Source organism: Pseudomonas entomophila, assembly GCF_018417595.1.
Lineage (GTDB): Bacteria > Pseudomonadota > Gammaproteobacteria > Pseudomonadales > Pseudomonadaceae > Aquipseudomonas > Aquipseudomonas entomophila_C.
This window is the reverse complement of record NZ_CP070982.1, coordinates 4,199,434-4,223,866: the sequence shown is the minus strand read 5'-3', so window position 1 is coordinate 4,223,866 and position 24,433 is coordinate 4,199,434. Positions and strand designations below refer to the sequence as shown.

Sequence of the window (24,433 nt, the reverse complement as noted above, 5' to 3'; positions counted from 1 at the left end):
TAAAGCTTTGCCAACGAAATTCTGGTCAACCTTCGAAGGTTTCCCCGACATGAGCATCAGCTTCGACAAAGCGCTCGGCATCCACGAAAAGGCATTGGGCTTCCGCGCCCAGCGCGCCGAGGTGCTGGCCAATAACATCGCCAACGCCGACACGCCCAACTACAAGGCGCGTGACATGGACTTCTCGTCGGTGCTCGCCGCCGAGGCGGACAAGCAGCAGAAGGGGCGCATCGCCCTCGACCGTACCAACAGCCGTCACATCGAGGCCGAAGGCCTGGCGATGGCCGACGACACGCTGCAGTACCGTACGCCGATGCAGCCGTCGATCGACCAGAACACCGTGGATGCCCAGATGGAGCAGTCGAACTACGCCGAGAACGCCGTCGGCTTCCAGGCCAGCTTCACCCTGCTCAACAGTAAATTCAAAGGGCTGGTCGCAGCCCTGCGCGGAGAGTGACCATGTCCCTTGCCAGTGTCTTCAATATCGCCGGTAGCGGCATGAGCGCGCAGAACACGCGCCTGAACACCGTTGCCTCGAACATCGCCAACGCCGAGACCGTCTCGTCGAGCCTCGACCAGACCTACCGCGCCCGTCACCCGGTGTTCGCCACCACCTTCCAGCAGGCCCAGGGCGGCGTCGGCCAGTCGCTGTTCGAAGACCAGGGCGAGGCGGGGCAGGGTGTGCAGGTCAAGGGCATCATCGAGGACCAGAGCAACCTCGAGGCGCGCTACGAGCCGAACCATCCGGCAGCGAACAAGGATGGCTACGTCTACTACCCCAATGTCAACGTGGTCGAGGAGATGGCTGACATGATCTCCGCCAGTCGTGCGTTCCAGACCAACGCCGAGCTGATGAACACCGCCAAGACCATGATGCAGAAAGTGCTGACCCTGGGTCAGTGATAAGGATACCGGACCATGGCAGTCGAAAGCACAACTGGCGTGAACCTCAATGATGTCCTGAAGAACTCGGGCGTCAGCGACGGCACGACCAAGAAGCCCACCACCGAGAAGACCGACAAGAACGCCCTGGGCAAGGATGCGTTCCTGCAGCTGCTGGTCACCCAGATGAAGCACCAGAACCCGCTGGATCCCCAGGACAACGGCGAGTTCGTGGCCCAGCTGGCGCAGTTCAGCAGCCTGGAGGGTATCCAGACCCTCAACAGCTCGGTCAACTCGATCATCAGCGGCATGGGCTCGTCCCAGGCGCTGCAGGCCTCGTCCCTGGTCGGGCGCTCGGTGATCGTGCAGAACGAGAAGGCCATGGTCGACACCACCAAGAGCTTCACCGGCCAGGTGGTCGTGCCGCAGAACATCACCGAGGGCAAGGTCACCATCAAGGACAAGGATGGCAACGTGGTCAAGACCATCCAGTTGGGCGAGCAGAAGAAGGGCAACGCCGACTTCATCTGGGACGGCACCAACGACAAGGGCGAGAAGCTCAGCCCGGGCAACTACACCTTCACCGCCACCACCATGGTCGATGGCAAGGCGGCGACCATGTACACGCTGCTGCCGGCCACGGTGAACAGCGTCAGCTTCCAGAACGGCGGCGAGATGATGCTCAACCTTGCCGGGATCGGCAAGCTGGGTATCTCCAAAGTACAAACCATCGGAATCTAAGGCCGCTAGAACGGCAGAAGGAGCGAACACATGTCTTTCAATATCGGCCTTAGCGGTCTTTACGCAGCCAACAAGCAACTGGATGTCACCGGCAACAACATCGCCAACGTCAACACCAACGGCTTCAAGTCGTCGCGTGCCGAATTCGCCGACGTCTACGCCGGCGCCAACCGCCTGGGCGTGGGCAAGAACCAGGTCGGCAACGGCGTGCGCCTGGCCAACGTGTCGCAGCAGTTCGGCCAGGGTGACGTGAACAACACCGGCAACGTGCTGGACATGGGTATCCAGGGTCAGGGCTTCTTCGTCCTGTCCGACAACGGCTCGCTGAGCTACACCCGTGCCGGTGCGTTCCAGACCAACAAGGACAACTTTGTCGTCACCTCCGACGGCATGCGCCTGCAGGGCTATGCCGCCGATGCCAACGGCAAGATCCAGAAAGGCGTGCTGACCGACCTTAAGATCGACACCTCGGCGCTGGCACCCAAGGCCACCACCCTCGTCGACCAGGGCATCAACCTGAACTCGTCGGCCCTCGATATCCCGCTGCAGGTTCTGGACAACAGCACGCCGCCAGTAATGGTGCCGAACAAGCCGTTCGACCCGGCTGACCAGAGCACCTATACCAAGTCGTTCCCGACCAAGGTGTACGACAGCCAGGGTAACGAGCATGTCATGGAGCAGTTCTACCGCAAGACCGGTACCAACCAGTGGACCGTGTACTCTCTGGTCGACGGCCGCAACCCGTTCACCCCGGGTGCCGCCGCACCTGCCGGCACCACGCCGCTGACCGGCACCATCACCTTCAATCCTGATGGCAGCGTGCAGTCGATGACGGCGGCCTCCACCGGTGTGCCGACCACTCCGGCGGGGCAGTTCGACTGGAGCGTCACCAACAACATCTTCACCATGAAAGGCTGGGTGCCAGCCGCCAAGGACTCCGCCGGCAACTGGGGATCGAATGGCGCAGTCGGCAACGCCGATGGCATGCGTCTGTCGATGAACAGCACCACCTCCTACAACACCGAGACCGCGCGTATGTCGCAGTCCCAGGACGGCTACGCCACCGGTATCCTGTCGAACCTGTCGATCGACTCCACCGGCGTGATGTTCGCCAGCTTCAGCAACCAGCAGTCCCGCGCCATCGGCCAGGTCGCCATCGCCAGCTTCGCCAACCCGCAGGGCCTGCAGCAGATCGGCGGCACCCGCTGGAAAGAGTCGTTCGCTTCGGGTATCCCGGGCATCGATGCGCCGAAGACCGGCACCCTGGGCAGCGTCGAGTCCAACTCGCTGGAAGCGTCCAACGTCAACCTGACCCAGGAGCTGGTCGAGCTGATCAAGGCGCAGAGCAACTACCAGGCCAACGCCAAGACCATCTCCACCGAAAGCACCATCATGCAGACCATCATCCAGATGACCTGATGGTCGCTGGCCGGTCGCCGCGCTACGCGTAACCACACGAACCCCTTTCTCGCGAAGGGGTTCGTCGTCTTTGAGGGTTGGCTCATGAAAACACTGATCGTCGCTGCCGCCGCGGCGTTCTGCCTGCTCCAGGCCCAGGCCGCCATGGCGCCCTGGTGGCGTTGGGAAAGCCAGGCCGATGGGCGCCTGGTCTGCTCGCAATGGTCGCCGGGTGATGGCTGGAAACGCTTTGCCGGGCCCTTCGACAATGCCGCCTGCCGGGAGCTTTGACGCAAGGCAAAAAATGATGGCGTGAGGCCATCGATTGCTGCATTTCCTTCGGGTATGATCCGCGACATACCCATTCGTTTGCGTGTCTCGCAACGCTTCTCTTCCAAGGATCGGAACACTTGAAAAGCAGTAAGGATGCTGGCGCACGCGTGCTGCCGGAACGGCTGTCCGTGGCTTTGAAAAAGGGCTTGATCGGAGCGGCCCTGTTCTCGGGTGTGATCAACCTGTTGGCGTTGGTCGGCCCCTTGTTCATGCTCGAAGTCTACGACCGGGTCATCCCCAGCCGCAGCCTGCCCACGCTGGTGGCACTGGGGTTGCTGGTGCTGGGTGTCTACGTGGTGTTCGCGCTGGTCGACATCATTCGTGCCCGGGTCATGTCGCGGGTGGCTGCGTCTGTCGACAGCGCGCTGTCGGCGCAAGTGTTCCGGGCCATCGCCGGGGCGCCGCTGAAGATCGTCATGCGTCATGACCCGCTCAAGCCTGCCCATGAGCTGGAGCAGATCCGCGCTTTCATCGCAGGCCCTGGTCTCATGGCCTTCTTCGATTTGCCCTGGATGCCGGTGTACCTGGCGGTCAGCTTCTATATCCATCCCTCCCTTGGGTTGCTGGCGTTGGGCATGATCGTGCTGATGGTGCTGCTGACCTGGCTCACCGATCGCGGTACCCGCCAGGACATGCGTGATGCTGCCGAGCTTGCAAGCCAGCGCAATCGTTTGGCCCAGCAGGGCCACGGCGGTGCCGAGGTGCTCGCCGCGATGGGCATGACCGGGCGCGCCACTGAGCGCTGGCAGGGCTTGCAGGCGCACTACGCCACCTTGCAACGGCGCAGCGCCGACGTGAGTGGTTTCTACGGTGGCATCACCAAGGCCTTGCGCCAGCTGGTGCAGTCGGCGTCGCTGGGCGTGGGGGCCTGGCTGGTGATCCAGGGCGACCTCAGTGGCGGTGCCATCGTGGCGGCCTCGATCATCGTCGCCCGCACACTGGCGCCGGCCGAGCAGATCATCGGTACCTGGCGCAGCCTGGTGTCGGCGCGGCTGGCCTGGCAGCAACTGCGAGAGGTGCTGTCGCTTTTCCCGGCGCCTGCCGAAAAGACCGCGCTGCCGGCAGCGCGGCATCAGGTGCAGGTGGATGGCTTGTGCGTCGCGCCGCCTGGTGGGCAGCGCCTGGTATTGAACAACATCAACTTCACGCTGGCCGCCGGTAGTGCCATGGCCGTGGTCGGGCCGAGCGCTTCGGGCAAGTCGTCATTGGCACGGGCGCTGGTGGGGGCCTGGCCGACGGCGCGTGGCCAGGTGTGCATGGATGGCGCCGCGCTGACCTTGTGGCCGGATGCCACGCGGGCGGCGCAGACCGGTTACCTGCCGCAGAGCGTCGACCTGTTCGAGGCGACCGTGGCGCAGAACATCGCACGCCTGGACCCTGATGCCGACGCCGCAGCCATTGTCTCGGCCGCACGGCAAGCCGGTGTGCATGAACTGATCCTGCAACTGCCGCAAGGCTACGACACGCCGATCGGTGCTGGTGGCGCCAACCTGTCTGCCGGGCAACGTCAGCGTGTCGGCCTGGCCCGGGCGTTGTATGGCGACCCCTTCCTGGTGGTGCTCGACGAGCCCAATGCCAACCTCGATGCCGAGGGCGAGCGAGCGCTTGCGCGGGCGATCCAGGGGGTCAAGGCGCGCGGTGGCGTGGTGGTTGCCATCGCCCATCGCTCGGGGTTGCTGTCGGTAATGGACCAGGTGCTGGTGCTGGAGCAGGGCACCCAGGCCGCCTTTGGGCCGCGGGACACGGTGCTGGCGCGGCCGGTGGCCGTGAAGGGAGGGGCGCAGGCATGAAGGCTGTCGATAACGAAAAGCAGCTGTTGGGGTCGTTGCGCAATCACCTCTGGGTGGGCGCCGCAGTGGTCGTGGTGCTGCTGGGTGGCTCTCTGGTTTGGTCGGCCGTCACCGAACTGGCCGGGGCGGTCATCGCGCCGGGCATGGTTGCCGTGCAGGACAGCGTGAAGAAGGTGCAACACCCCAATGGCGGTGTGGTCGCGCAGTTGCTGGTAAGCGAGGGGCAGGCGGTGCAGGCGGGCGAGGTGCTGGTGCGCCTGGACGCCACCGTGCAGGAGGCCAGCCATGCCATCGTTGCCAAGGCGCTGGACCAGGCGTTGGCGCGCCAGGCCAGGCTGGAGGCCGAGCGTGACGGCAAGACGCAGGTGGAGATGCCTGCGCGCCTGGTGTCGCGCCAAGCGGATGAACAAGTGCAGGCGGTCATGGCCAGCGAGCGGCAGCTGTTTGCCGATCGCCGGCAGTCCCGCGAGGGGCAGAAGTCGCAACTGCGCGAGCGCATCGAGCAGCTCAAGCAGACCATTGGCGGCCACGACCTGCAGCAGCGTACCAAAGCCGAGGAGATCCGTCTGATCGACGAGGAGTACCAGGCGGTCAAGACGCTGCAGAAAAAAGGCCTGATGACCCTCGATCGGGTCAACGCCCTGGCGCGCGGCATCGCCCGCCTGCAGGGCGAGCGCGGCCAGTTGATCGCCTCCATTGCCGAAGCCCGCGCACGCATTGCCGAGACCCAGCTGGAATTGCTGCAGGTCGATCAACGCTTCCGCGAGCAGGTTTCCGAAGAGCTGCGCGACCTCATGGCCCGGCAAGGGGAGTGGGTGGAGCGTGAGGTTGCCGCCGCCGACCAGCTCAAGCGCGTCGATGTGCTGGCGCCCAGTGCCGGGCGCGTCCAGCAACTGGCCGTGCATACCGTGGGCGGCGTGATCTCGCCGGCCGAAACCCTGATGCAGATCGTGCCGATTGATGACGAGCTGCTGGTCGAGGCGCGGGTCAGCCCGCAGGACATCGACCAGGTGATGCTCGGCCAGGACGCCTTGCTGCGCTTCAGTGCCTTCAATCGCGCCACCACCCCGGAAGTCATGGGGCGGGTGGTGCGGCTTTCCGCCGACCTGGTGAGCGACCCGCAGACCGGGCTCGGCTACTACCGCGCCGGTATACATATCGACAAGGCCGAGCAGCGCAAGCTCGACGGCCTCACGCTGGTGCCGGGCATGCCGGTGGAGTCGATGATCCAGACGGGTCGTCGCACCGTGCTGTCCTATCTGCTCAAGCCAGTAGGCGACCACGCGCAACGGGCATTCAGGGAAGGGTGAGCGCCATCGAAGGATTGGCGTCAGCACAGGGACGTTCAATATTGGAGCAAGGAAGGAGTTGCGATGGCTGTTATTCAAGGAACCGCAGGGGCCGACAACCTGGTTGGTACCGCCGCGGATGACCAGATATATGGGCGCGCCGGCAACGATGTGATCGATGGTGGGGCGGGTAACGATACGCTGTTCGGTGGTGATGGCGCCGACCGACTGATCGGTGGGGCGGGGATCGACACGGTGTCCTATGCCGACTCGACCACGGGCATCACGCTTGATTTCAAGACCGGTGTGCATACCGGGTTCGCCGCTGGCGACACCTTCGAAGGCATCGAGGTCTTCCGCGGCACGGCCGTGGGTGACCGCTTTGTCAGCGATGCCACGGCGCACACCTTCGAGGGTGGCGGCGGCCTTGATGTGCTGGACTACTCGGGCTCCGCGCAGGCGGTCAACATCACCATCGACAACACCGGTCGTGGCACCGGTGTTGGCGGCGATGCCCAGGGCGACGTGTTCACCGGTATCTCCACGGTGATCGGTTCGACGCTCAACGACACGTTCACCTCGTCGGCCTCGCTTACGTTGCAGGGTGGTGCGGGTAACGACGTGTACTACGTGTATGGCAATGCGGGTGTGTACGAGTTGGCCGGTGGCGGCTACGACGAGGTGCGCACCAACCAGATCACCTATCGCCTGACCAATGAGGTCGAGGCGCTGACTTTCGTTGGCACCGGCAACTTCACCGGCTACGGCAACGCCAGCGATAACGTGATCACCGGTGGCGCCGGCAACGACCTGCTGTTCGGCGGTGCCGGTGGCGATCGCTTCGTCGGTGGTGCCGGTGTCGATACCGTATCCTATGCCGACAGCAGCACCGGCATCACCCTCGACTTCAAGACCGGCCAGCACACCGGGATTGCGGCGGGTGACACTTTCGAGGGTGTCGAAGTCTTCCGTGGCACGGCCGTGGGCGACCGTTTCGTCAGCGATGCCACGGCGCACACCTTCGAAGGTGGCGGCGGCCTCGATGTGCTGGACTATTCGGGCTCCGCGCAGGCGGTCAGCATCACCATCGACAACCTCGGCCGTGGCACCGGTGTGGGTGGCGATGCCCAGGGCGATGTGTTCACCGGCTTCACCACGGTGATGGGCTCGGCGTTGAACGACACCTTGACCTCGACGGCCTCGCTCACCCTGCAGGGTGGCGCGGGCGACGATGTGTACTACCTGTACGGTGGCGCGGCTGTGTACGAACTGGCCGGTGGCGGCTATGACGAGGTACGCACCAACCAGACCACCTATCGCCTGACCAGCGAAGTCGAGGCGCTGACTTTCGTCGGCACTGGCAACTTCACCGGCTACGGCAACGCCAGCGCCAACGTGATCACTGGTGGTGCCGGCAACGACCTGCTGTTCGGCGGTGCCGGTGGCGATCGCTTCGTCGGTGGCGCGGGGGTCGACACCGTATCCTATGCCGACAGCAGCACCGGCATCACCCTCGACTTCAAGACCGGCCAGCACAGCGGGATTGCGGCGGGTGACACCTTCGAGGGTATCGAAGTCTTCCGTGGCACGGCCGTGGGCGACCGTTTCGTCAGCGATGCCACGGCGCACACCTTCGAAGGTGGCGGCGGCCTCGATGTGCTGGACTACTCGGGCTCCGCGCAGGCGGTCAGCATCACCATCGACAACCTCGGTCGGGGCACCGGTGTGGGTGGCGATGCCCAGGGCGATGTGTTCACCGGCTTCACCACGGTGATGGGCTCGGCGTTGAACGACACCTTGACCTCGACGGCCTCGCTCACCCTGCAGGGTGGCGCGGGCGACGATGTGTACTACCTGTACGGTGGCGCGGCTGTGTACGAACTGGCCGGTGGCGGCTATGACGAGGTACGCACCAACCAGACCACCTATCGCCTGACCAACGAAGTCGAGGCGCTGACTTTCGTTGGTACCGGCAACTTCACCGGCTATGGCAACGCCAGCGCCAACGTGATCACTGGTGGTGCCGGCAACGACCTGCTGTTCGGCGGTGCCGGTGGCGATCGCTTCGTCGGTGGCGCGGGGGTCGACACCGTATCCTATGCCGACAGCAGCACCGGCATCACCCTCGACTTCAAGACCGGCCAGCACACCGGGATTGCGGCGGGTGACACTTTCGAGGGTGTCGAAGTCTTCCGTGGCACGGCCGTGGGCGACCGTTTCGTCAGCGATGCCACGGCGCACACCTTCGAAGGTGGCGGCGGCCTCGATGTGCTGGACTACTCGGGCTCCGCGCAAGCGGTCAACATCACCATCGACAACCTCGGCCGTGGCACGGGCGTGGGCGGCGATGCCCAGGGCGACGTGTTCACCGGTATTTCCACGGTGATCGGTACGGCGCTCAACGACACCCTGACCTCGACAGCCTCGCTCACGCTGCAGGGCGGCATGGGTGACGATGTGTACTACGTGTACGGTGGCGTGGGCGTATACGAGCTGGCCGGTGGCGGCTACGACGAAGTACGCACCAACCAGGCCACCTATCGCCTGACCAATGACGTCGAGGCGCTGACTTTCGTTGGTACCGGCAACTTCACCGGCTACGGCAACGCCAGCGCCAACGTGATCACTGGCGGTGCCGGCAACGACCTGCTGCTCGGTGGTGACGGCGGCGACCGCTTCGTCGGTGGCGCGGGGATCGACACCGTGTCCTATGCCGACAGCAGCACGGGCATCACCCTCGACTTCAAGAGCGGCGTGCACACCGGCTTCGCGGCGGGTGACACCTTCGAGGGCATCGAGGTGTTCCGTGGCACGGCTGCGGCCGACCGTTTCGTCAGCGATGCCACGGCGCACACCTTCGAAGGTGGCGGCGGCCTCGATGTGCTGGACTATTCGGGCTCCGCGCAAGCGATCACCGTCACCATCGACAGCGCCAACCGTGGCACGGGCGTGGGCGGTGACGCCCAGGGCGATGTGTTCACGGGCATCACCACGGTGATGGGGTCGTCGCAGAACGACACCTTCACGTCGTCGACTTCGTCCTACCTGCAAGGTGGCGCCGGTGACGATGTGTACATCCTGCATGGCAACGCGAGCGTGCTCGAGCAGGTCGGTGGCGGCTACGATGAAGTGCGCACGACCTTGGCCAGTTATCGCCTGACCAATGAAGTCGAGGCGCTGACCTATATCGGCAGTGGCAGCTTCACCGGCTACGGCAATGCCAGCGCCAACGTGATTACCGGTGGCGCCGGCAACGACCTGCTGTTCGGTGGCGCTGGTGGCGACCGCTTCGTCGGTGGTGCGGGGGTCGACACGGTGTCTTATGCCGATAGCGGCACAGGCATCACCCTTGATTTCAAGACCGGTCAACACGCTGGAATCGCCTCCGGGGACACCTTCGAAGGGATCGAGGTGTTCCGTGGCTCGGCCGCTGCCGACACCTTCATCAGTGACGCCACTGCCCACACCTTCGAAGGTGGCGGCGGTGCGGACACGCTGGACTACTCGGGCTCCGGCCAGGCCATTGCCATCACGGTTGACAATGCCGGGCGCGGTACCGGTGTCGGCGGCGATGCCGCAGGGGACGTGTTCACCGGCATTGCCACTGTTGCCGGTTCGACATTCGACGACACCTTTACCACCTGGGCGGCCACCACTTCGCTGCGCGGTGGTGAAGGCAACGACATCTACTACCTCAATGCAAACGCGACAGTGATCGAGGCCGCGGGTGGTGGCTACGACGAAGTGCGCACGACCTTGGCCAGCTATCGCCTGACCAGCGATGTCGAAGTCTTGACTTATCAGGGGTCGGGCAACTTCGTCGGCTATGGCAACGCCAGCGACAACGTCATCACCGGTGGCGTCGGCAGCGACACGCTGTACGGTGGCGCGGGCGCGGACCGCTTCGTCGGCGGCGCGGGCAACGACACCGTTTCGTACGGCGATGCCACTGGCGGGGCCGGGGTCACCTTGAACTTCAAGACCGGCGTGCATGGCGGCATTGCCGCGGGCGATACCTTCGACAGCATCGAAGTCTTCAGGGGCTCGACCTTTGCCGATGTCTTCGTGAGCGACGGCACCGCGCACCTCTTCGAAGGGGGCGGTGGCGCTGATACCTTGGACTACTCGACATCCGCCCAGGCGATCACCATCAACGTCGATAACACCGGCCGTGGCACTGGCGTCGGTGGCGATGCCCAGGGTGATGTATTCACCGGCTTTGCCACGGTGACCGGTACGGCGTTCGCCGATACCTTCACCACTGCATCCGCTGCCACGGCGTTTCGTGGTGGGGCGGGTGATGATGTGTATTTCATCAATGGCAATGCGACGGTGTTCGAGGAGGCGGGTGGCGGCTACGACGAAGTGCGCACCACCCTGGGCAGCTACCGCCTGACCAACGAAGTCGAGGCGCTGACCTACCTGGGCACCGGCAACTTCGTGGCCTATGACAGTGCCAGCGACAACATCATCACCGGTGGTGTTGGCAATGACACGTTCTATGCGGGAGCTGGTGGCGCCGACCGCTTCATTGGTGGTGCGGGCCTGGATACTGTGTCGTACGGCGACAGTGCGATGGGCGTTACCCTGAACTTCAAGACCGGGGTGCATACCGGTGTGGCGGCGGGCGATACGTTCGACAGCATCGAGCGCTTCTCTGGCTCAGGTGCCAGTGATGTGTTTGTCGTCAACGACGACGCCAACTACATCGATGGCGCAGGGGGTGTCGATCTGTTGACGTTCGCCAGCGAAGGTGCTGGCATCACCCTGAACCTCAATGCAACGGGCGCTGACACCTACCTCAACATCGAGAGCTTCGAAGGCTCGGCCTTCAACGACACCCTGATCGGCACCTCGCGCGACGAAAACTTCGTGGGCGGTGCCGGTGCCGACAGCATCAATGGCGGCGCGGGCAAGGACTTCGCCTGGTATGTCAACAGCTCGGCCGGCGTGTCGGTCAACCTCGCCACGGGTGTCAATACCGGCGGCGACGCCGAAGGTGATGTGCTGGTCGGTATCGAAGGGCTGGCGGGTTCGGCCTACGACGATGTGCTCAATGGGGACGTTGGCGCTAACACGATCTTCGGTGCCGAGGGCAATGACGTCATCAATGGTGGCGCGGGTAACGACTTCCTCTATGGTGACGGGATCTATTATGGCGATTTCGGCACGTTCGCCCGCACCGATACCCATCTGATCGCCCAGGCCGACATCATCAATGGCGGCGATGGCGATGACACCATCTATGGTGGCGGCAACGACCTCGGCGGCATCCATCATGGCGATGCGGGCAACGACTTCATCCTGACCGCAAGAGGTACGGCTTATGGGGATGATGGCAATGACCGCCTGGCGGGCAATGGCGTCGGCTACAAGCTGTTCGGTGGTGCCGGCGCGGATCAACTGGCCATGAATGCTGCCGGCTTTGGCGATGGCGGCGAGGGTGGCGACACCTACACCGTCGACTCCTGGGCGCAGGTCTCGATCCAGGACACGGGCACCGTCGGCACCGACAAGGTCATCCTGAAGAAATTCGAAACCTTCAGCGATGTCGTGCTCAGCCGCCTGGGCGACGATGCCTACCTGTTCACCAAGGCCAACTGGGAAACCGGCAAGGTCGACTCGGGGGTCAAACTGGTCGACTGGTATGCCGGCGCCAACACCATCGAGTCGTTCCAGACCAACAACGGAGACACCTTCACCATCACCTGACAGCGAAGTGACGATCGATGACGGCGGGGCGGCCAGCCCTTGCCGTTGACGGCAGTCCGCCGCCGAGATTTTGTCTCTCGCGCGGCGGCTGTTTCAGCAAAGGCCCCGCAAACACGGGGCCTTTGTCATTTCTGCAGCACTTGGCGCGAAACTTGCTCCAAGCACCGCAAAGCCACGGCGAGCGGCAATCGACCGCCCGTGCAGCGGAGGATGACTGTGGACAAGATGCTTTACGTGGCCATGACCGGCGCCAGCCAGAACGCGCTGGCGCAGAAGGCCCACGCCAACAACCTGGCGAACGTTTCCACCAACGGTTTCCAGCGCGACCTCGAGCAGGCGCGTTCGATGCCGGTGTTCGGCGACAGCTTTCCGGCGCGTGCGTTTGCCATGAGCGAGCGCCCGGCCACCGACTTCAGTGCCGGCCCCATGGTCGAGACCGGCCGCGAGCTGGACGTGGCAGTCACCGGCGATGGCTTCATGGCCGTGCAGGCCCCGGACGGCAGCGAAGCTTACGTGCGCACCGGCAGCCTGAACATTGACGCCCTGGGCGTGCTGCGCGCCGGCAATGGCATGGCGGTGATGGGCAACGGTGGCCCGATCGCGATTCCGCCGGAGCAGAAGGTCGAGGTGGGTGACGACGGCACCATCAGCATCCGCGCCATGGGCGAGGACCCGCGGGTGATGGCCGAGGTCGACCGCATCAAGCTGGTCAACCCCGACATCAAGAACATGGTCAAGGGCCCGGACGGGCTGATCCACACCAAGAACGGCCAGCCGGCCGACGCCGATGTCAACGTGCGCGTGGTGTCGGGCTTCCTGGAAGGCAGCAACGTCAACGCCGTGGAAGAAATGACTTCGGTGCTGGCGCTGTCCCGCCAGTTCGAGTTGCACGTCAAGATGATGAAAGCGGCCGAGGAAGGCGATCAAGCCATGGCTCGGGTTTTGCAAATCGGCTAATCACATTTGAACGGGTGCCGTAAAACAGGCGCACGAGGAGAACACTAAATGCTTCCGGCTCTTTGGGTCGCTAAAACCGGCCTGTCCGCCCAGGACACCAACCTGACGGTCATCTCGAACAACCTGGCCAACGTCTCGACCACCGGCTTCAAGCGTGATCGCGCCGAGTTCCAGGACCTCCTGTACCAGATCAAGCGCCAGCCTGGCGCGCAGTCCACCCAGGACAGCGAGCTGCCTTCGGGCCTGCAGGTCGGTACCGGTGTGCGTGTCGTCGGCACCCAGAAAAACTTCCAGACCGGCGGCCTGCAGAACACCGAGAACCCGTTGGACATGGCGGTCAACGGTCGTGGCTTCTTCCAGATCCTGCAGCCGGACGGCACCGTCTCGTACACCCGTGACGGTACCTTCCACCTGAACTCCGACGGCCAGATCGTCACCGCCAACGGCTTCGCCCTGGAACCGGCCATCGTCGTGCCGCCAGAGGCGCAGACCTTCACCGTCGGCCAGGACGGCACCGTGTCGATCACCACTGCCGGCAACCCGGCCGCCCAGGTCATCGGCAACATCCAGACCGCCGACTTCATCAACCCGGCCGGCCTGCAGGCGATTGGCAACAACCTGTTCCTCGAGACCGCCGCCAGTGGCGCGCCGCAGGTCGGCACCCCAGGCCTGAACGGCTTTGGTCTGACCCTGCAGAAGACCTTGGAAAACTCCAACGTCAGCACCGTGGAAGAGCTGGTGAACATGATCACCACCCAGCGTGCCTACGAGATGAACTCCAAGGTCATCTCCGCCGCCGACAAGATGCTGTCGTTCGTCACCCAGCAGCTGTAAGCCCGGGTGGCCCGCCTGGCGCGGGCCACTGACCATCCGCTCGCTGTTGCAGCGCCTGTTCCACCGTGAGGTAAGCGTCATGAAACATTCGTTGTCCGTTTTCGCCCTGGGGGGAGCGGTGTTGCTGGCCGGTTGCGTCGCGCCGACGCCCAAGCCCAACGATCCGTACTACGCGCCGGTCCTGCCGCGCACCCCGCTGCCGGCAGCGGCCAACAACGGTTCGATCTACCAGGCTGGTTTCGAGCAGAGCCTGTACACCGACCGCAAGGCGTTCCGGGTCGGTGACATCATCACCATCACCCTCAACGAGCGGACCTCGGCCAGCAAGAACGCCGGCTCGCAGATCCAGAAGAACAGCAAGGCCGACATCGGCCTGACTTCGCTGTTCGGTAGTTCTCCGAACACCAACAACCCGTTCGGCAGCGGCGACCTGTCGCTGGAGGCCGGCTACAGCGGCGACCGCACCACCAAGGGCGACAGCAAGGCCACCCAGGGCAACACCCTGACCGGCTCGATCACCGTCACCGTGGCTGAAGTGCTGCCCAACGGCATCATCGCCGTGCGCGGCGAGAAGTGGATGACCCTGAACACCGGCGAGGAGCTGGTGCGCATCGCCGGCCTGGTTCGCGCCGACGACATCGCCACCGACAACACCGTGCCGTCCACCCGTGTGGCCGACGCGCGCATCACCTATTCGGGCACCGGCTCGTTCGCCGATGCCAGCCAGCCCGGTTGGCTGGACCGTTTCTTCATCAGCCCGCTCTGGCCCTTCTGAGTACGGATGACCATGTTCAACGCTAGGCGGTTGATTGCCGCGACACTCCTGATGTCCTGCGCGTTCGGTGCCCACGCCGAGCGCTTGAAGGATATCGCCAGCATTTCCGGCGTGCGCGCCAACCAGCTGATCGGCTACGGCCTGGTGGTGGGGCTCAACGGCACGGGTGACCAGACCACCCAGACGCCGTTCACCCTGCAGACCTTCAACAACATGCTCTCGCAGTTCGGCATCAAGGTGCCGCCGGGGTCTGGCAATGTGCAGCTGAAGAACGTCGCCGCGGTGTCGGTGCATGCCGACCTGCCGCCGTTCGCCAAGCCGGGCCAGGTGGTCGACATCACCGTGTCGTCGATCGGCAACTCCAAGAGCCTGCGCGGCGGCAGCCTGCTGATGACCCCGCTCAAGGGTATCGACGGCAACGTCTATGCGATCGCCCAGGGCAACCTGGTGGTCGGCGGCTTCGACGCCGAGGGCCGCGACGGTTCGAAGATCACCGTCAACGTTCCGTCGGCCGGTCGTATCCCAGGCGGTGCTTCCGTCGAGCGCGCGGTACCAAGCGGCTTCAACCAGGGCAACAGCCTCACCCTCAACCTCAATCGCCCGGATTTCACCACCGCCAAGCGCATCGTCGACAAGGTCAACGAGCTGCTCGGTCCTGGTGTGGCCCAGGCGGTCGACGGTGGTTCGGTGCGGGTCACCGCGCCGATGGACCCGAGCCAGCGCGTCGACTACCTGTCGATCCTCGAGAACCTGGAGATCGATCCGGGCCAGGCGGTGGCCAAGGTCATCATCAACTCGCGCACCGGCACCATCGTCATCGGCCAGAACGTCAAGGTGTCGCCGGCGGCGGTCACCCACGGCAGCCTGACCGTGACCATCACCGAAGACCCGATCGTCAGCCAGCCGGGGCCGTTCTCCAATGGCCAGACCGCCGTGGTGCCGCGCTCGCGGGTCAACGCCCAGCAGGAAGCCAAGCCGATGTTCAAGTTCGGCCCGGGCACCACGCTGGATGAGATCGTGCGCGCGGTGAACCAGGTCGGCGCGGCGCCGAGCGACCTGATGGCGATTCTCGAAGCCCTGAAGCAGGCCGGCGCGTTGCAAGCCGACCTGATCGTGATCTGAGGACGCCACGGATGAATTCGAAGAGCCTGGTGTCCACGCCCGCCGACAGCGGTGCCTACACCGACCTCAGTCGCCTGAGCTCGCTCAAGTACGGTGATCGCGACAGCGACGCCAACGTGCGCAAGGTGGCCAAGGAGTTCGAGTCGCTGTTCGTCAGCGAGATGCTCAAGGCGTCGCGCAAGGCCACCGATGTGATGGCCTCCGAAGACGACCCGATGAACAGCGACACGGTCAAGCAGTACCGCGACATGTACGACCAGCAGCTGGCCGTGAGCATGTCCCGCGAGGGGGGTGGTATCGGCCTGCAGGACGTGCTGGTGCGCCAGCTGTCGAAGAACAAGGCCGTGCACCCCAACACCAGCCCGTTCCCGCGTATCGAGGGGGCGGCGCCGGCGCTGTGGGCCTCGAAGGTGGCGGCGCCGGAGCGCGCCGCCGAGGATGCTGCCACGCGCAACGATGTGGCCGCGCTGAATTCGCGCCGCCTGGCCTTGCCGGGCAAACTCACCGATCGCTTGCTGGCCGGCATCGTGCCGTCCGCCGGCAGTGCCGCGTCGACCACCAACAGCGCCTTGCCGCGCCGCGCCGATATTCCGGCCGGTGGCGTGGCCATGCGTGACTGGGCGCCGGCGCGCACGTTCGCCGCGCCGGACGCCAAGCTGCAGATCCTCGGTCGCGCGCAGCCGCCGTTGGCACCGAAAAAAGCCTTCGCCGACAGCGATGCCTTCGTCGCCACCATGCTGCCGATGGCCGAGCAGGCTGCCAAGCGCATCGGTATCGACCCGCGCTACCTCGTGGCCCAGGCCGCGCTGGAAACCGGCTGGGGCAAGTCGGTCATGCGCAACCCCGATGGCAGCAGCAGCCACAACCTGTTCGGCATCAAGGCCACCGGCAGCTGGCAGGGCGGCGAGGCGCGGGCGATCACCAGCGAGTTCCGCAACGGCCAGTTCGTCAAGGAGACGGCGGCGTTCCGCTCCTACGACAGTTACCAGGACAGCTTCCACGACCTGGTCAGCCTGTTGCAGAACAATTCGCGCTATCAAGATGCGGTGAAGGCTGCCGATAAACCAGAACAATTCGTGCGAGAGCTGCAGAAGGCCGGTTATGCCACCGACCCGAACTACGCCAGCAAGATCTCGCAGATCGCAAGACAGATGAAGTCGGAACAGAGCTACGCAATGCTCGGTACCACCACGCAACTTTAAGGGCAGGGAACCATGGCGAGTTTGATCAATATCGGTATGTCGGGCCTGGGTGCCGCCCAGTCCGGGATGTACACCCTGGGTAACAACATCGCCAACGCCGATGTCGAAAGCTACTCTCGCCAGCAGATCGTCCAGAAGACCAAGGGTAGCCAACAGACCGGCCAGGTGTTCATCGGCACTGGCACCACGCTGGCCGACGTGCGCCGGGTGTACAACTCGTTCCTCGAGAACCAGCTGCGTACCACCACCTCGCTGTCCGCCGATGCCTCCTCGTATCTCGACCAGGTCACGCCGCTGGACAAGGCCCTGTACGGTAACGATACCGGCATCACCGCCGCGTTGAAGAGCTTCTTCACCGCCGCCCAGGACGCTTCGGCCAAGCCCACCGAAGATGCTTCCCGCCAGTTGCTGCTGACCAGCGCGCAGACCCTCGCCAAGCGCTTCAACGCCTTGTCGGCGCAGATGAACCAGCAGAACAGCAACATCAATTCGAACATGAAGTCGATCGCCGACCAGGTGAACAAGCTCACTTCCACCATCGCTGACTACAACCAGCAGATCGTGAAGATGAGCGCCATCACCGGCCAGCCCAACGACCTGCTGGACCAGCGCGACGGTGCGGTGCGCGAGTTGAACAAGCTGATCGGCGTGGACGTGGTCGAGCGTGAAGGCAACTACGACATCTACCTGAAGAACGGCCAGTCGCTGGTGCTGGGTACCGGCACACAGACGTTGGAAACGGCGCCCAGCCCGACTGACCCGACGCGCATGAGCCTGGTGCTCAACCGCGGCAGCACCAAGATGGACATCACCAACAGCGCCACCGGTGGCGAGATGGGCGGCCTGATCCGCTACCGCAAGGACACCCTCGACCCGGCCCTGAACGAACTGGGGCGGGTGGCCCTGGTGGTGTCCGACGCCATCAACAGCCAGCTGGCCCAGGGTATCGACAAGAACGGTGAGTTCGGTGCGCTGCTGTTCGGCGACATCAACAGTGCCAAGGCCATCAGCGAGCGCAGCGTGCCCAAGCTGGGCAACAACCCGGCCACCGGCAACCTCAACGTGACCATCAAGGACACCGGCAAGCTGTCGACCAACGACTACCAGGTGACCTTCACCAGCGCCACCGGCTACAACGTGCGTCGGCTGCCTGACGGCACCGACATGGGCAACTTCGACCTCAGCACCAACCCACCGCCGGTGATCGATGGTTTCAGCCTGGCGCTCAATGGCGGCGCCCCCAGTGTCGGCGACAGCTTCAAGATCACCCCGACGCGCAACGCCGCCGGGACCATCGAATCGACGCTCACCGACCCCAAGCGCCTGGCATTCGCCGCACCCCTGACCGCCGTCAGCGGTTCGGGTAACAAGGGCACGGGGCAAATCACCCAGCCCACGCTGACGTCCAAGCTGGACATCTACAACGCTGCCCAGCGCAGCGAGCTGCAGACTGGCCTGAAGTACTCGACCCCGGTCAAGCTGGTGTTCGGCAACGAGACGTCGCCCCAGGCCTACACGATGTACGACGCCCAGGGCAACAACATCGGCAGCGGCACCATCATTCCCGGCCAGAACAACAAGCTGCAGCTGTCCGTGCCAATGGTCGATGGCAGCGGCAACCCGATCAATGACGGCGCTGGCGTCCAGAAGAAATTCAATTTCGAGATGGACATTGCCGGCGCACCGAAGAACGGTGACAGCTTCACCGTCTCGTTGACCGGTTCCGGCTCGGCGGACAACCGCAACGCTCAATCGGTGATCGGCCTGCAGACCAAGTCCACGGTCGAGGTGGGTGCCGACGGCAAGGGCATCAGCATGACCGATGCCTACGCCAAGCTGGTGTCGAATGTCGGTGGCAAGGCCTCCCAGGCCACCATGGACGCCGATGCCACCAATGCCCTGCAATCCTCGGCGTTGAACAGCCGCAATACCGCGTCCGGTGTGTCGGTCGACGAAGAGGTCGGCAACCTGGTCAAGTTCCAGCAGTACTACACCGCGTCGTCGCAGATCATCAAGGCGGCCCAGGAAACCTTCGCCACTTTGATCAACAGTCTTTAAGGAGCCGTAGATCATGCGCATCTCCACTTCGCAGTTCTACAACAGCAGCAGCGCCAACTACCAGCGCGGCCTCGCCAACACAGTCAAGAGCCAGGAGCAGTCCAGCGACGGCATCCGCGTGCGTACCGCCGCCGACGATCCGGTGGGGGCCGCGCGCCTGCTGCAGCTCGAGCAGCAGCAGAACATGCTCGACCAGTACAAGGGCAACATCACCAACGTGCGCAACGCCCTGGGCACCAGCGAAAGCACGCTCAACGCGATCGGCGCCGTGATGCAGCGGGTCAACGAGCTGGCGGTTACCTCCGGCAACGCCGGCTTCACCGACGCCGACCGCAAGGCCAACGCCTCCGAGCTGGCGGCGCTGGAAGAGCAGCTGTTCTCGTTGATGAACAGCAAGGACGAGAACGGCAAGTACCTGTTCTCCGGCTCCAAGGGCGATACCCAGCCGTATGTGCGCAACAGTGATGGTTCCTACAGCTACCAGGGCGACCAGAGCCAGCTGAAACTGCAGGTGGGTGACATGCTCAGCCTGGCGGCCAACGAGACCGGCTACGACGCGTTCGAGCAGGCACTGAACACCAGCCGCAGCCAGACCAAGCTCACTTCGCCCGCCGTGGACGATGGCCGTGTCAGCCTGTCCAATGGCCAGGTGTCCGGCAGTGTCGCCTACAACGACCGCTTCCGCAGTGGCGAGCCGTACAGTGTCCAGTTCACCAGCAGCACCCAGTACAAGATCCTCGACGCCAGTGGCAACGACGTGACGCTGGAGGCCAGCCAGGGCGGTAACTTCGACCCGAAAGGCGTGAACACCTCGATTTCCTTCCGTGGCGTCGACCTGCGTCTGAAGATCGATTTCAAACCGGGCGACGAAGCCAACCCGGACGCCGCCATCGCCGGCCACTCGTTCTCGCTGGGGTCCAAGCCTGACACCATTACCGGCAGCCGCAGCCCGGGCAACAGCTCGTCGACCCAGGTCAGCGGCGCCAGCATCACCAACCAGACCCAATACAACGCCTCGTTCCCGGGCGGTGGCGCGGTGCTCAAGTTCACCAGCCCGACCGACTTCGAGCTGTACTCGGCGCCGATGTCGGCCAACAGCCGGCCGATCTCCACCGGCACGCTGTCCGGCACCACGGCCACGGCATCCGGGGTGAGCTTCCAGCTGTCCGGCGCGCCGGCCGCGGGCGACTCGTTCGGCGTCCAGGTGGACACCCACCAGACCCAGAACATCCTGCAGACCATCAGCCAGCTGCGCACCGCGCTGTCGGTGCCGATGGACAAGGACCCGGCAGCTCGCCAGAACTTCCTGGCCTCGCTGGACTCAGCAATCGGCAACGTCGCCAGTGCGACCAACCAGGTGACCTCGTCGATCAGCGCCATCGGTGGCCGTGGCCAGGCCTTGGACATCCAGGCCGAGACCAACGAGGCGTTGGGTACCGAGAACACCAAGACCCAGAGCTCGATCCGCGAAGTCGACCCGGCGACCGTGATGTTGCGCCTGCAGATGCAGACCAACATGCTCCAGGCCTCCATGCAGTCCTACGCCAAGATCGCCGGCCTGTCGCTGGTCAACTACATCTGATTCACGATGCCGTGCCAAGCGGGGTGATCACCCGCAAGGGTCGCCTCGCTCCCTGCTGGTAGGCGAGGCGGCTCGGCCATGGCACCGGCCATGGCAGGATGCCGGACCGGGGCAGGGGCGAGCCAGGCGGCATCGATCAATTGCTTTGAGTGAGTACCCGTGAGCGCCCAACCCCTCGTCAGTATCGCCATCCCTGCGTACAACCCCGAATTCTTCCGCAGCACGCTGGCCAGCGCGATTGCCCAGGACTACGCGAGCCTGGAGGTCATCGTCTGCGACGACAGCCCGGATGCGCAGGTCGAGGCGATCTGCGACGAACTGCGTGCCGCCACCACGGTGCCTGTGCGTTACGTGCGCAACCCGGTGCGGCAAGGGTTTGCCCGCAACCTGCTGGCGTGCCTGGAGCAGTCGTCCGGCGAGTTCATCAAGTTCCTCTGTGACGACGACACGCTGTTCGGAGCGTGCATCAGCCAGCAGGCCGCGATGCTGGGCGACTTGCCGCAGGTCAGCATGGTCATCTGCCAGCGTCTGCTGTGCGCCGCCGATGACGTCCTGTTGCCGTCGCGCTCGCTGAACTTCGTCATCTCCATGTGCAGTGCGGTGCTCAACGGCAACGACTTGCTGGAAGGTATCTCCGACAACGGCGTCAATCTGTTCGGTGGGCTCAGCCACGCACTGCTGCGTCGCGCGCAGGTCGAGGCGTACTTGCCGACCCTGGTACAGGAGGGGCAGGGGTTTGCCGCACGCCTGGACCTGGCGCTCTACGCCTGCCTGCTGCGCCGCGGGCACTTGTGCAGCCTGGACCAGGTGTTGAGCCTGGAGCGCGTGCACCCAGGGCGCCTGAGCCACCAGAGCAGCATGGTCAAGGTGTTCGATGCCGAGACCGACTGGCTGCTGCAGATGCTCCAGGGGCGTACCGGCGAGGCCGCGCCGGCCGAGGGCTGGGTACGCTACCTGCCGTTGGCCGACTACGTCGCCGACCCGGGGCAGAAATGGGACGAACTCGATCTTCGCCGACTGTTCACCGCGCAGATGGCCAACTTCAACCAGCAGGTCGGCACCCTCAGCCTGAGTTTCGACGAGCTGTACGCCGAGTGGCTGGAGTACCGTCGCCTGTCTGCGGGGCAGGAGCGCCTGCTGCCCAAGCGCATCGAACAATGGCCCAGCCAGCCGCGCATCGCGGCGGTGGTGTCCTGCCGGGACGGCGATGAAAAGGCCTTGCGCGTCACCCTGGACAGCCTCGCCCAGCAATCCTTCCCGGCCCGCTGCATCCTGGTGCTCGTGCCCGAGGGCTTCGAGCCGGTGGTGCGGGACAACGTGCGCTACCTGACGCGTCGCGGCGCCGGTTTCGACCTGCTCAACCAGTGGCTTGTCGCTGATGGCCAGGCTGATTGGCTGTTCCTGTTGCAGGCGGGGGATCGCCTGCACACCCACGCCCTGGTGATCATGGCCGAGCGCATGGCGCTGCGGGGCGAGGGCCTGTGCCTGTACCTCGATGAGGGCAGCAACGACAACCTCGCGCCCTCGGCGCCGATCTTCAAGCCGGACTTCAACCTCGACCTGATGCGCAGCCTGCCCTACGTCGGCCGCTTGCTGGCGTTCAAGTGCGCGGCGTTGCGCGAGCTGGGTGGTTTCGACGTGGGTTTCGACGGCCTGGCGCCCCACGATCTGCTGTGGCGGCTGGTCGAGGCCCATGGCCTGCAGGTGGTGGACCATATCGCCGAAGTGCTCGTGCAGTGCCAGTGCAGCTACGCCGACTGGCTCGCCGAGCCGAGTGGGCACGCCCAGGCACCGCGTGTGGTGGAGGCCCACCTGCGGCGCCTGGGCGTGGAGGCCGAAGTGGCCGGCATCGAAGGCAGCATGATGACCCGGGTCACCTATCACCATGCGCAGGCCGCCGGTGTGTCGATCCTCATCCATGCCGGTGCCGACCTGGCGGTGCTGACACGCTGCGTCGAGTCGCTGCTCGCGAGCACGGCGTACCGTGACTTCGAGGTGCTGCTGATCGCCAGTGCCGACACTCCGGCCGAGGTGCGTGGCTGGCTGGCCGGGTTGCAAGGGTTGGGCAGCGATCAACTGCGAGTGGTCGAGGTGGCCGCCCAGGGGCTGGCCCAGAGCCTCAACGAAGGCAGCCTGCAGGCCCGTGGCGACTACCTGCTGCTGCTGGATGCCGGCTGCGTGCTGTTCGACGACCAGTGGCTCGCCGAGCTGATGCACCTGGGGCAGCGTCCGGAGGTCGGCTTGGTTGGCCCCAAGCTGTTCGACGACAAAGGCACGATCGTTTCCGCCGGCCTGGTGCTGGGCATGCAAGGGACGGCAGGCAGCCCGTTCCTCGGTTGTGCGACGAGCGCGGATGGCTACATGAATCGCCTGCGCCTGGTGCAGAACTGGAGCGCGCTGAGCCTCGACTGCCTGCTGGTGCGGCGTGACCTGTTCGCCGAGCTGGGTGGGCTGGACGCGGCCAACCTGCAAGGCTCGCTGTTCGATGCCGACCTGTGCCTGCGCGCGCGCACGGCGGGCTACCTCTCGGTGTGGACGCCGTTCTCGCGGGTGGCCCGCTTGCCGGCGCCCCCGGTCGAGCAGGCCACGAAGCCGGACCTGCAAGCAGACCGCGACCTGCTGCACGAGCGCTGGATGGCGTGGATCGCGCTCGACCCGGCCTACAACCGCCACCTCAGCCTGAAACTGCCGAACTTCAATTTCGAGCCAGGCCTGCGTGGTGGCTGGGACCCGTTCATCGCCCGCGCCATGCCGTCGGTACTGGCGCTGCCCAGCAGCACCAACGCGACCGGGCAATATCGTGTGGTTCAGCCGTTCACCGACCTGGAGCAGGGGGGATGGATCCAGGGGCGAATCGACTTCAGCGCCCCGGGGCTGGTCGAGCTCGAGCGGGAAAAGCCCGACGTGATGATCCTGCAGTGCCGCTACACGCCGGCGAACGTCAAGGATATCGAGCAGTACAAACGTTTCTCCAACGCGCGGCGCATCTACGAGCTGGATGACTACATCATCGAGCCACCGAAGAAGAACGACCACGCGCGCAACATGCCGAGCAACATACGTGAACTGGTCGGCCGCGCCATTTCCCTGTGCGACCGGGTGGTGGTGTCCACCGAGCCGTTGGCCGACGCCCTGTCGAGCATGCACCAGGACATCCGCGTGGTGCCCAACATGCTCGCCGCGCCGTTGTGGACGGGGCTGGTCAGCCAGCGCCAGAGCAGCGCGCGGCCACGGGTCGGCTGGGCGGGGGGCACCAGCCACCGCGGTGACCTGGAGCTGCTGCTGGAAGTGATCAAGACCCTGGCCGGGGAGGTCGACTGGGTGTTCTTCGGCATGTGCCCGGAGATCCTGCGGCCCTACGTCAAGGAGTTCCATGCGGGCATCTCGTTCACCGATTACCCGCGCAAGCTGGCCAGCCTCAACCTCGACCTGGCGCTGGCGCCGCTGGAGCAGAACCTGTTCAACGACTGCAAGAGCAACCTGCGCCTGCTCGAGTACGGGGCGTGCGGTTTCCCGGTGATTTGCACCGACACCAAGGCCTATGCCGGCTACCTGCCGTGCACCCGGGTGCGCGAAAACACCACCGAGCAATGGCTGGAGGCGATCCGCATGCACCTGAGCGATCCGCTGGCCAGCTACCGCCAGGGGGATGCGCTGCGCGAAGCCGTGCTGCGCGACTACGTATTGAACGAACACCATCTGCAGCACTGGGCCAACGCCTGGCTGGCTGACTGAAACCGACAATCTGAACAGGTGCC

The 24,433-nt window shown here is 64.7% G+C and carries 16 protein-coding genes; all 16 read left to right on the top strand.

Annotated features, from left to right (window positions below; translation table 11 throughout):
• Positions 1-49: 49 nt before the first annotated feature.
• The 16 genes from flgB (at position 50) to JYG34_RS18230 (ending at position 24,410) form a co-directional block, all read left to right on the top strand.
• Positions 50-457, top strand: a complete 408-nt coding sequence (flgB, locus tag JYG34_RS18325; protein WP_011534934.1) for a flagellar basal body rod protein FlgB — start codon at positions 50-52, stop codon at positions 455-457.
• Between the two features lie 2 nt (positions 458-459).
• Positions 460-903, top strand: a complete 444-nt coding sequence (gene flgC / locus JYG34_RS18320; protein ID WP_011534933.1) for a flagellar basal body rod protein FlgC — start codon at positions 460-462, stop codon at positions 901-903.
• Between the two features lie 15 nt (positions 904-918).
• Positions 919-1,623, top strand: a complete 705-nt coding sequence (flgD, locus tag JYG34_RS18315; RefSeq protein WP_213657748.1) for a flagellar hook assembly protein FlgD — start codon at positions 919-921, stop codon at positions 1,621-1,623.
• A gap of 30 nt (positions 1,624-1,653) precedes the next feature.
• Positions 1,654-3,042, top strand: coding sequence for a flagellar hook protein FlgE (flgE, locus tag JYG34_RS18310; protein ID WP_213657747.1), 1,389 nt, complete (start codon positions 1,654-1,656; stop codon positions 3,040-3,042).
• Positions 3,043-3,126: 84 nt separating this feature from the next.
• Positions 3,127-3,312: a hypothetical protein gene (locus JYG34_RS18305; RefSeq protein ID WP_213657746.1), complete on the top strand. Its 186-nt coding sequence runs from the start codon at positions 3,127-3,129 to the stop codon at positions 3,310-3,312.
• 119 nt (positions 3,313-3,431) lie between these two features.
• On the top strand, positions 3,432-5,144 hold the full coding sequence (locus JYG34_RS18300; protein WP_283811769.1) for a type I secretion system permease/ATPase: 1,713 nt from the start codon (positions 3,432-3,434) through the stop codon (positions 5,142-5,144).
• Positions 5,141-6,454, top strand: coding sequence for an HlyD family type I secretion periplasmic adaptor subunit (locus JYG34_RS18295; protein ID WP_213657745.1), 1,314 nt, complete (start codon positions 5,141-5,143; stop codon positions 6,452-6,454). Before JYG34_RS18300 ends, JYG34_RS18295 begins: the two co-directional genes overlap by 4 nt.
• Before the next feature lie 63 nt (positions 6,455-6,517).
• A complete protein-coding gene (locus tag JYG34_RS26365) occupies positions 6,518-12,145 on the top strand; it encodes a calcium-binding protein (protein ID WP_283811768.1) in 5,628 nt (1,875 codons plus the stop codon).
• A 216-nt stretch (positions 12,146-12,361) separates the two neighbouring features.
• On the top strand, positions 12,362-13,102 hold the full coding sequence (flgF, locus tag JYG34_RS18265) for a flagellar basal-body rod protein FlgF (protein WP_213657744.1): 741 nt from the start codon (positions 12,362-12,364) through the stop codon (positions 13,100-13,102).
• Between the two features lie 48 nt (positions 13,103-13,150).
• Positions 13,151-13,936: a flagellar basal-body rod protein FlgG gene (gene flgG / locus JYG34_RS18260; protein ID WP_213657743.1), complete on the top strand. Its 786-nt coding sequence runs from the start codon at positions 13,151-13,153 to the stop codon at positions 13,934-13,936.
• A 79-nt stretch (positions 13,937-14,015) separates the two neighbouring features.
• A complete protein-coding gene (gene flgH / locus JYG34_RS18255; protein WP_213657742.1) occupies positions 14,016-14,711 on the top strand; it encodes a flagellar basal body L-ring protein FlgH in 696 nt (231 codons plus the stop codon).
• A gap of 12 nt (positions 14,712-14,723) precedes the next feature.
• Positions 14,724-15,833 (top strand): flagellar basal body P-ring protein FlgI, encoded by a 1,110-nt coding sequence (locus JYG34_RS18250; RefSeq protein ID WP_011534926.1) that lies wholly within the window; start codon positions 14,724-14,726, stop codon positions 15,831-15,833.
• An 11-nt stretch (positions 15,834-15,844) separates the two neighbouring features.
• A complete protein-coding gene (flgJ, locus tag JYG34_RS18245) occupies positions 15,845-17,035 on the top strand; it encodes a flagellar assembly peptidoglycan hydrolase FlgJ (RefSeq protein WP_213657741.1) in 1,191 nt (396 codons plus the stop codon).
• A gap of 12 nt (positions 17,036-17,047) precedes the next feature.
• Positions 17,048-19,093 (top strand): flagellar hook-associated protein FlgK, encoded by a 2,046-nt coding sequence (gene flgK, locus JYG34_RS18240; RefSeq protein WP_213657740.1) that lies wholly within the window; start codon positions 17,048-17,050, stop codon positions 19,091-19,093.
• A 13-nt stretch (positions 19,094-19,106) separates the two neighbouring features.
• Positions 19,107-20,675 (top strand): flagellar hook-associated protein 3, encoded by a 1,569-nt coding sequence (locus JYG34_RS18235; RefSeq protein ID WP_213657739.1) that lies wholly within the window; start codon positions 19,107-19,109, stop codon positions 20,673-20,675.
• 159 nt (positions 20,676-20,834) lie between these two features.
• A complete protein-coding gene (locus tag JYG34_RS18230; RefSeq protein ID WP_213657738.1) occupies positions 20,835-24,410 on the top strand; it encodes a glycosyltransferase in 3,576 nt (1,191 codons plus the stop codon).
• The last annotated feature ends 23 nt before the right edge of the window (positions 24,411-24,433 follow it).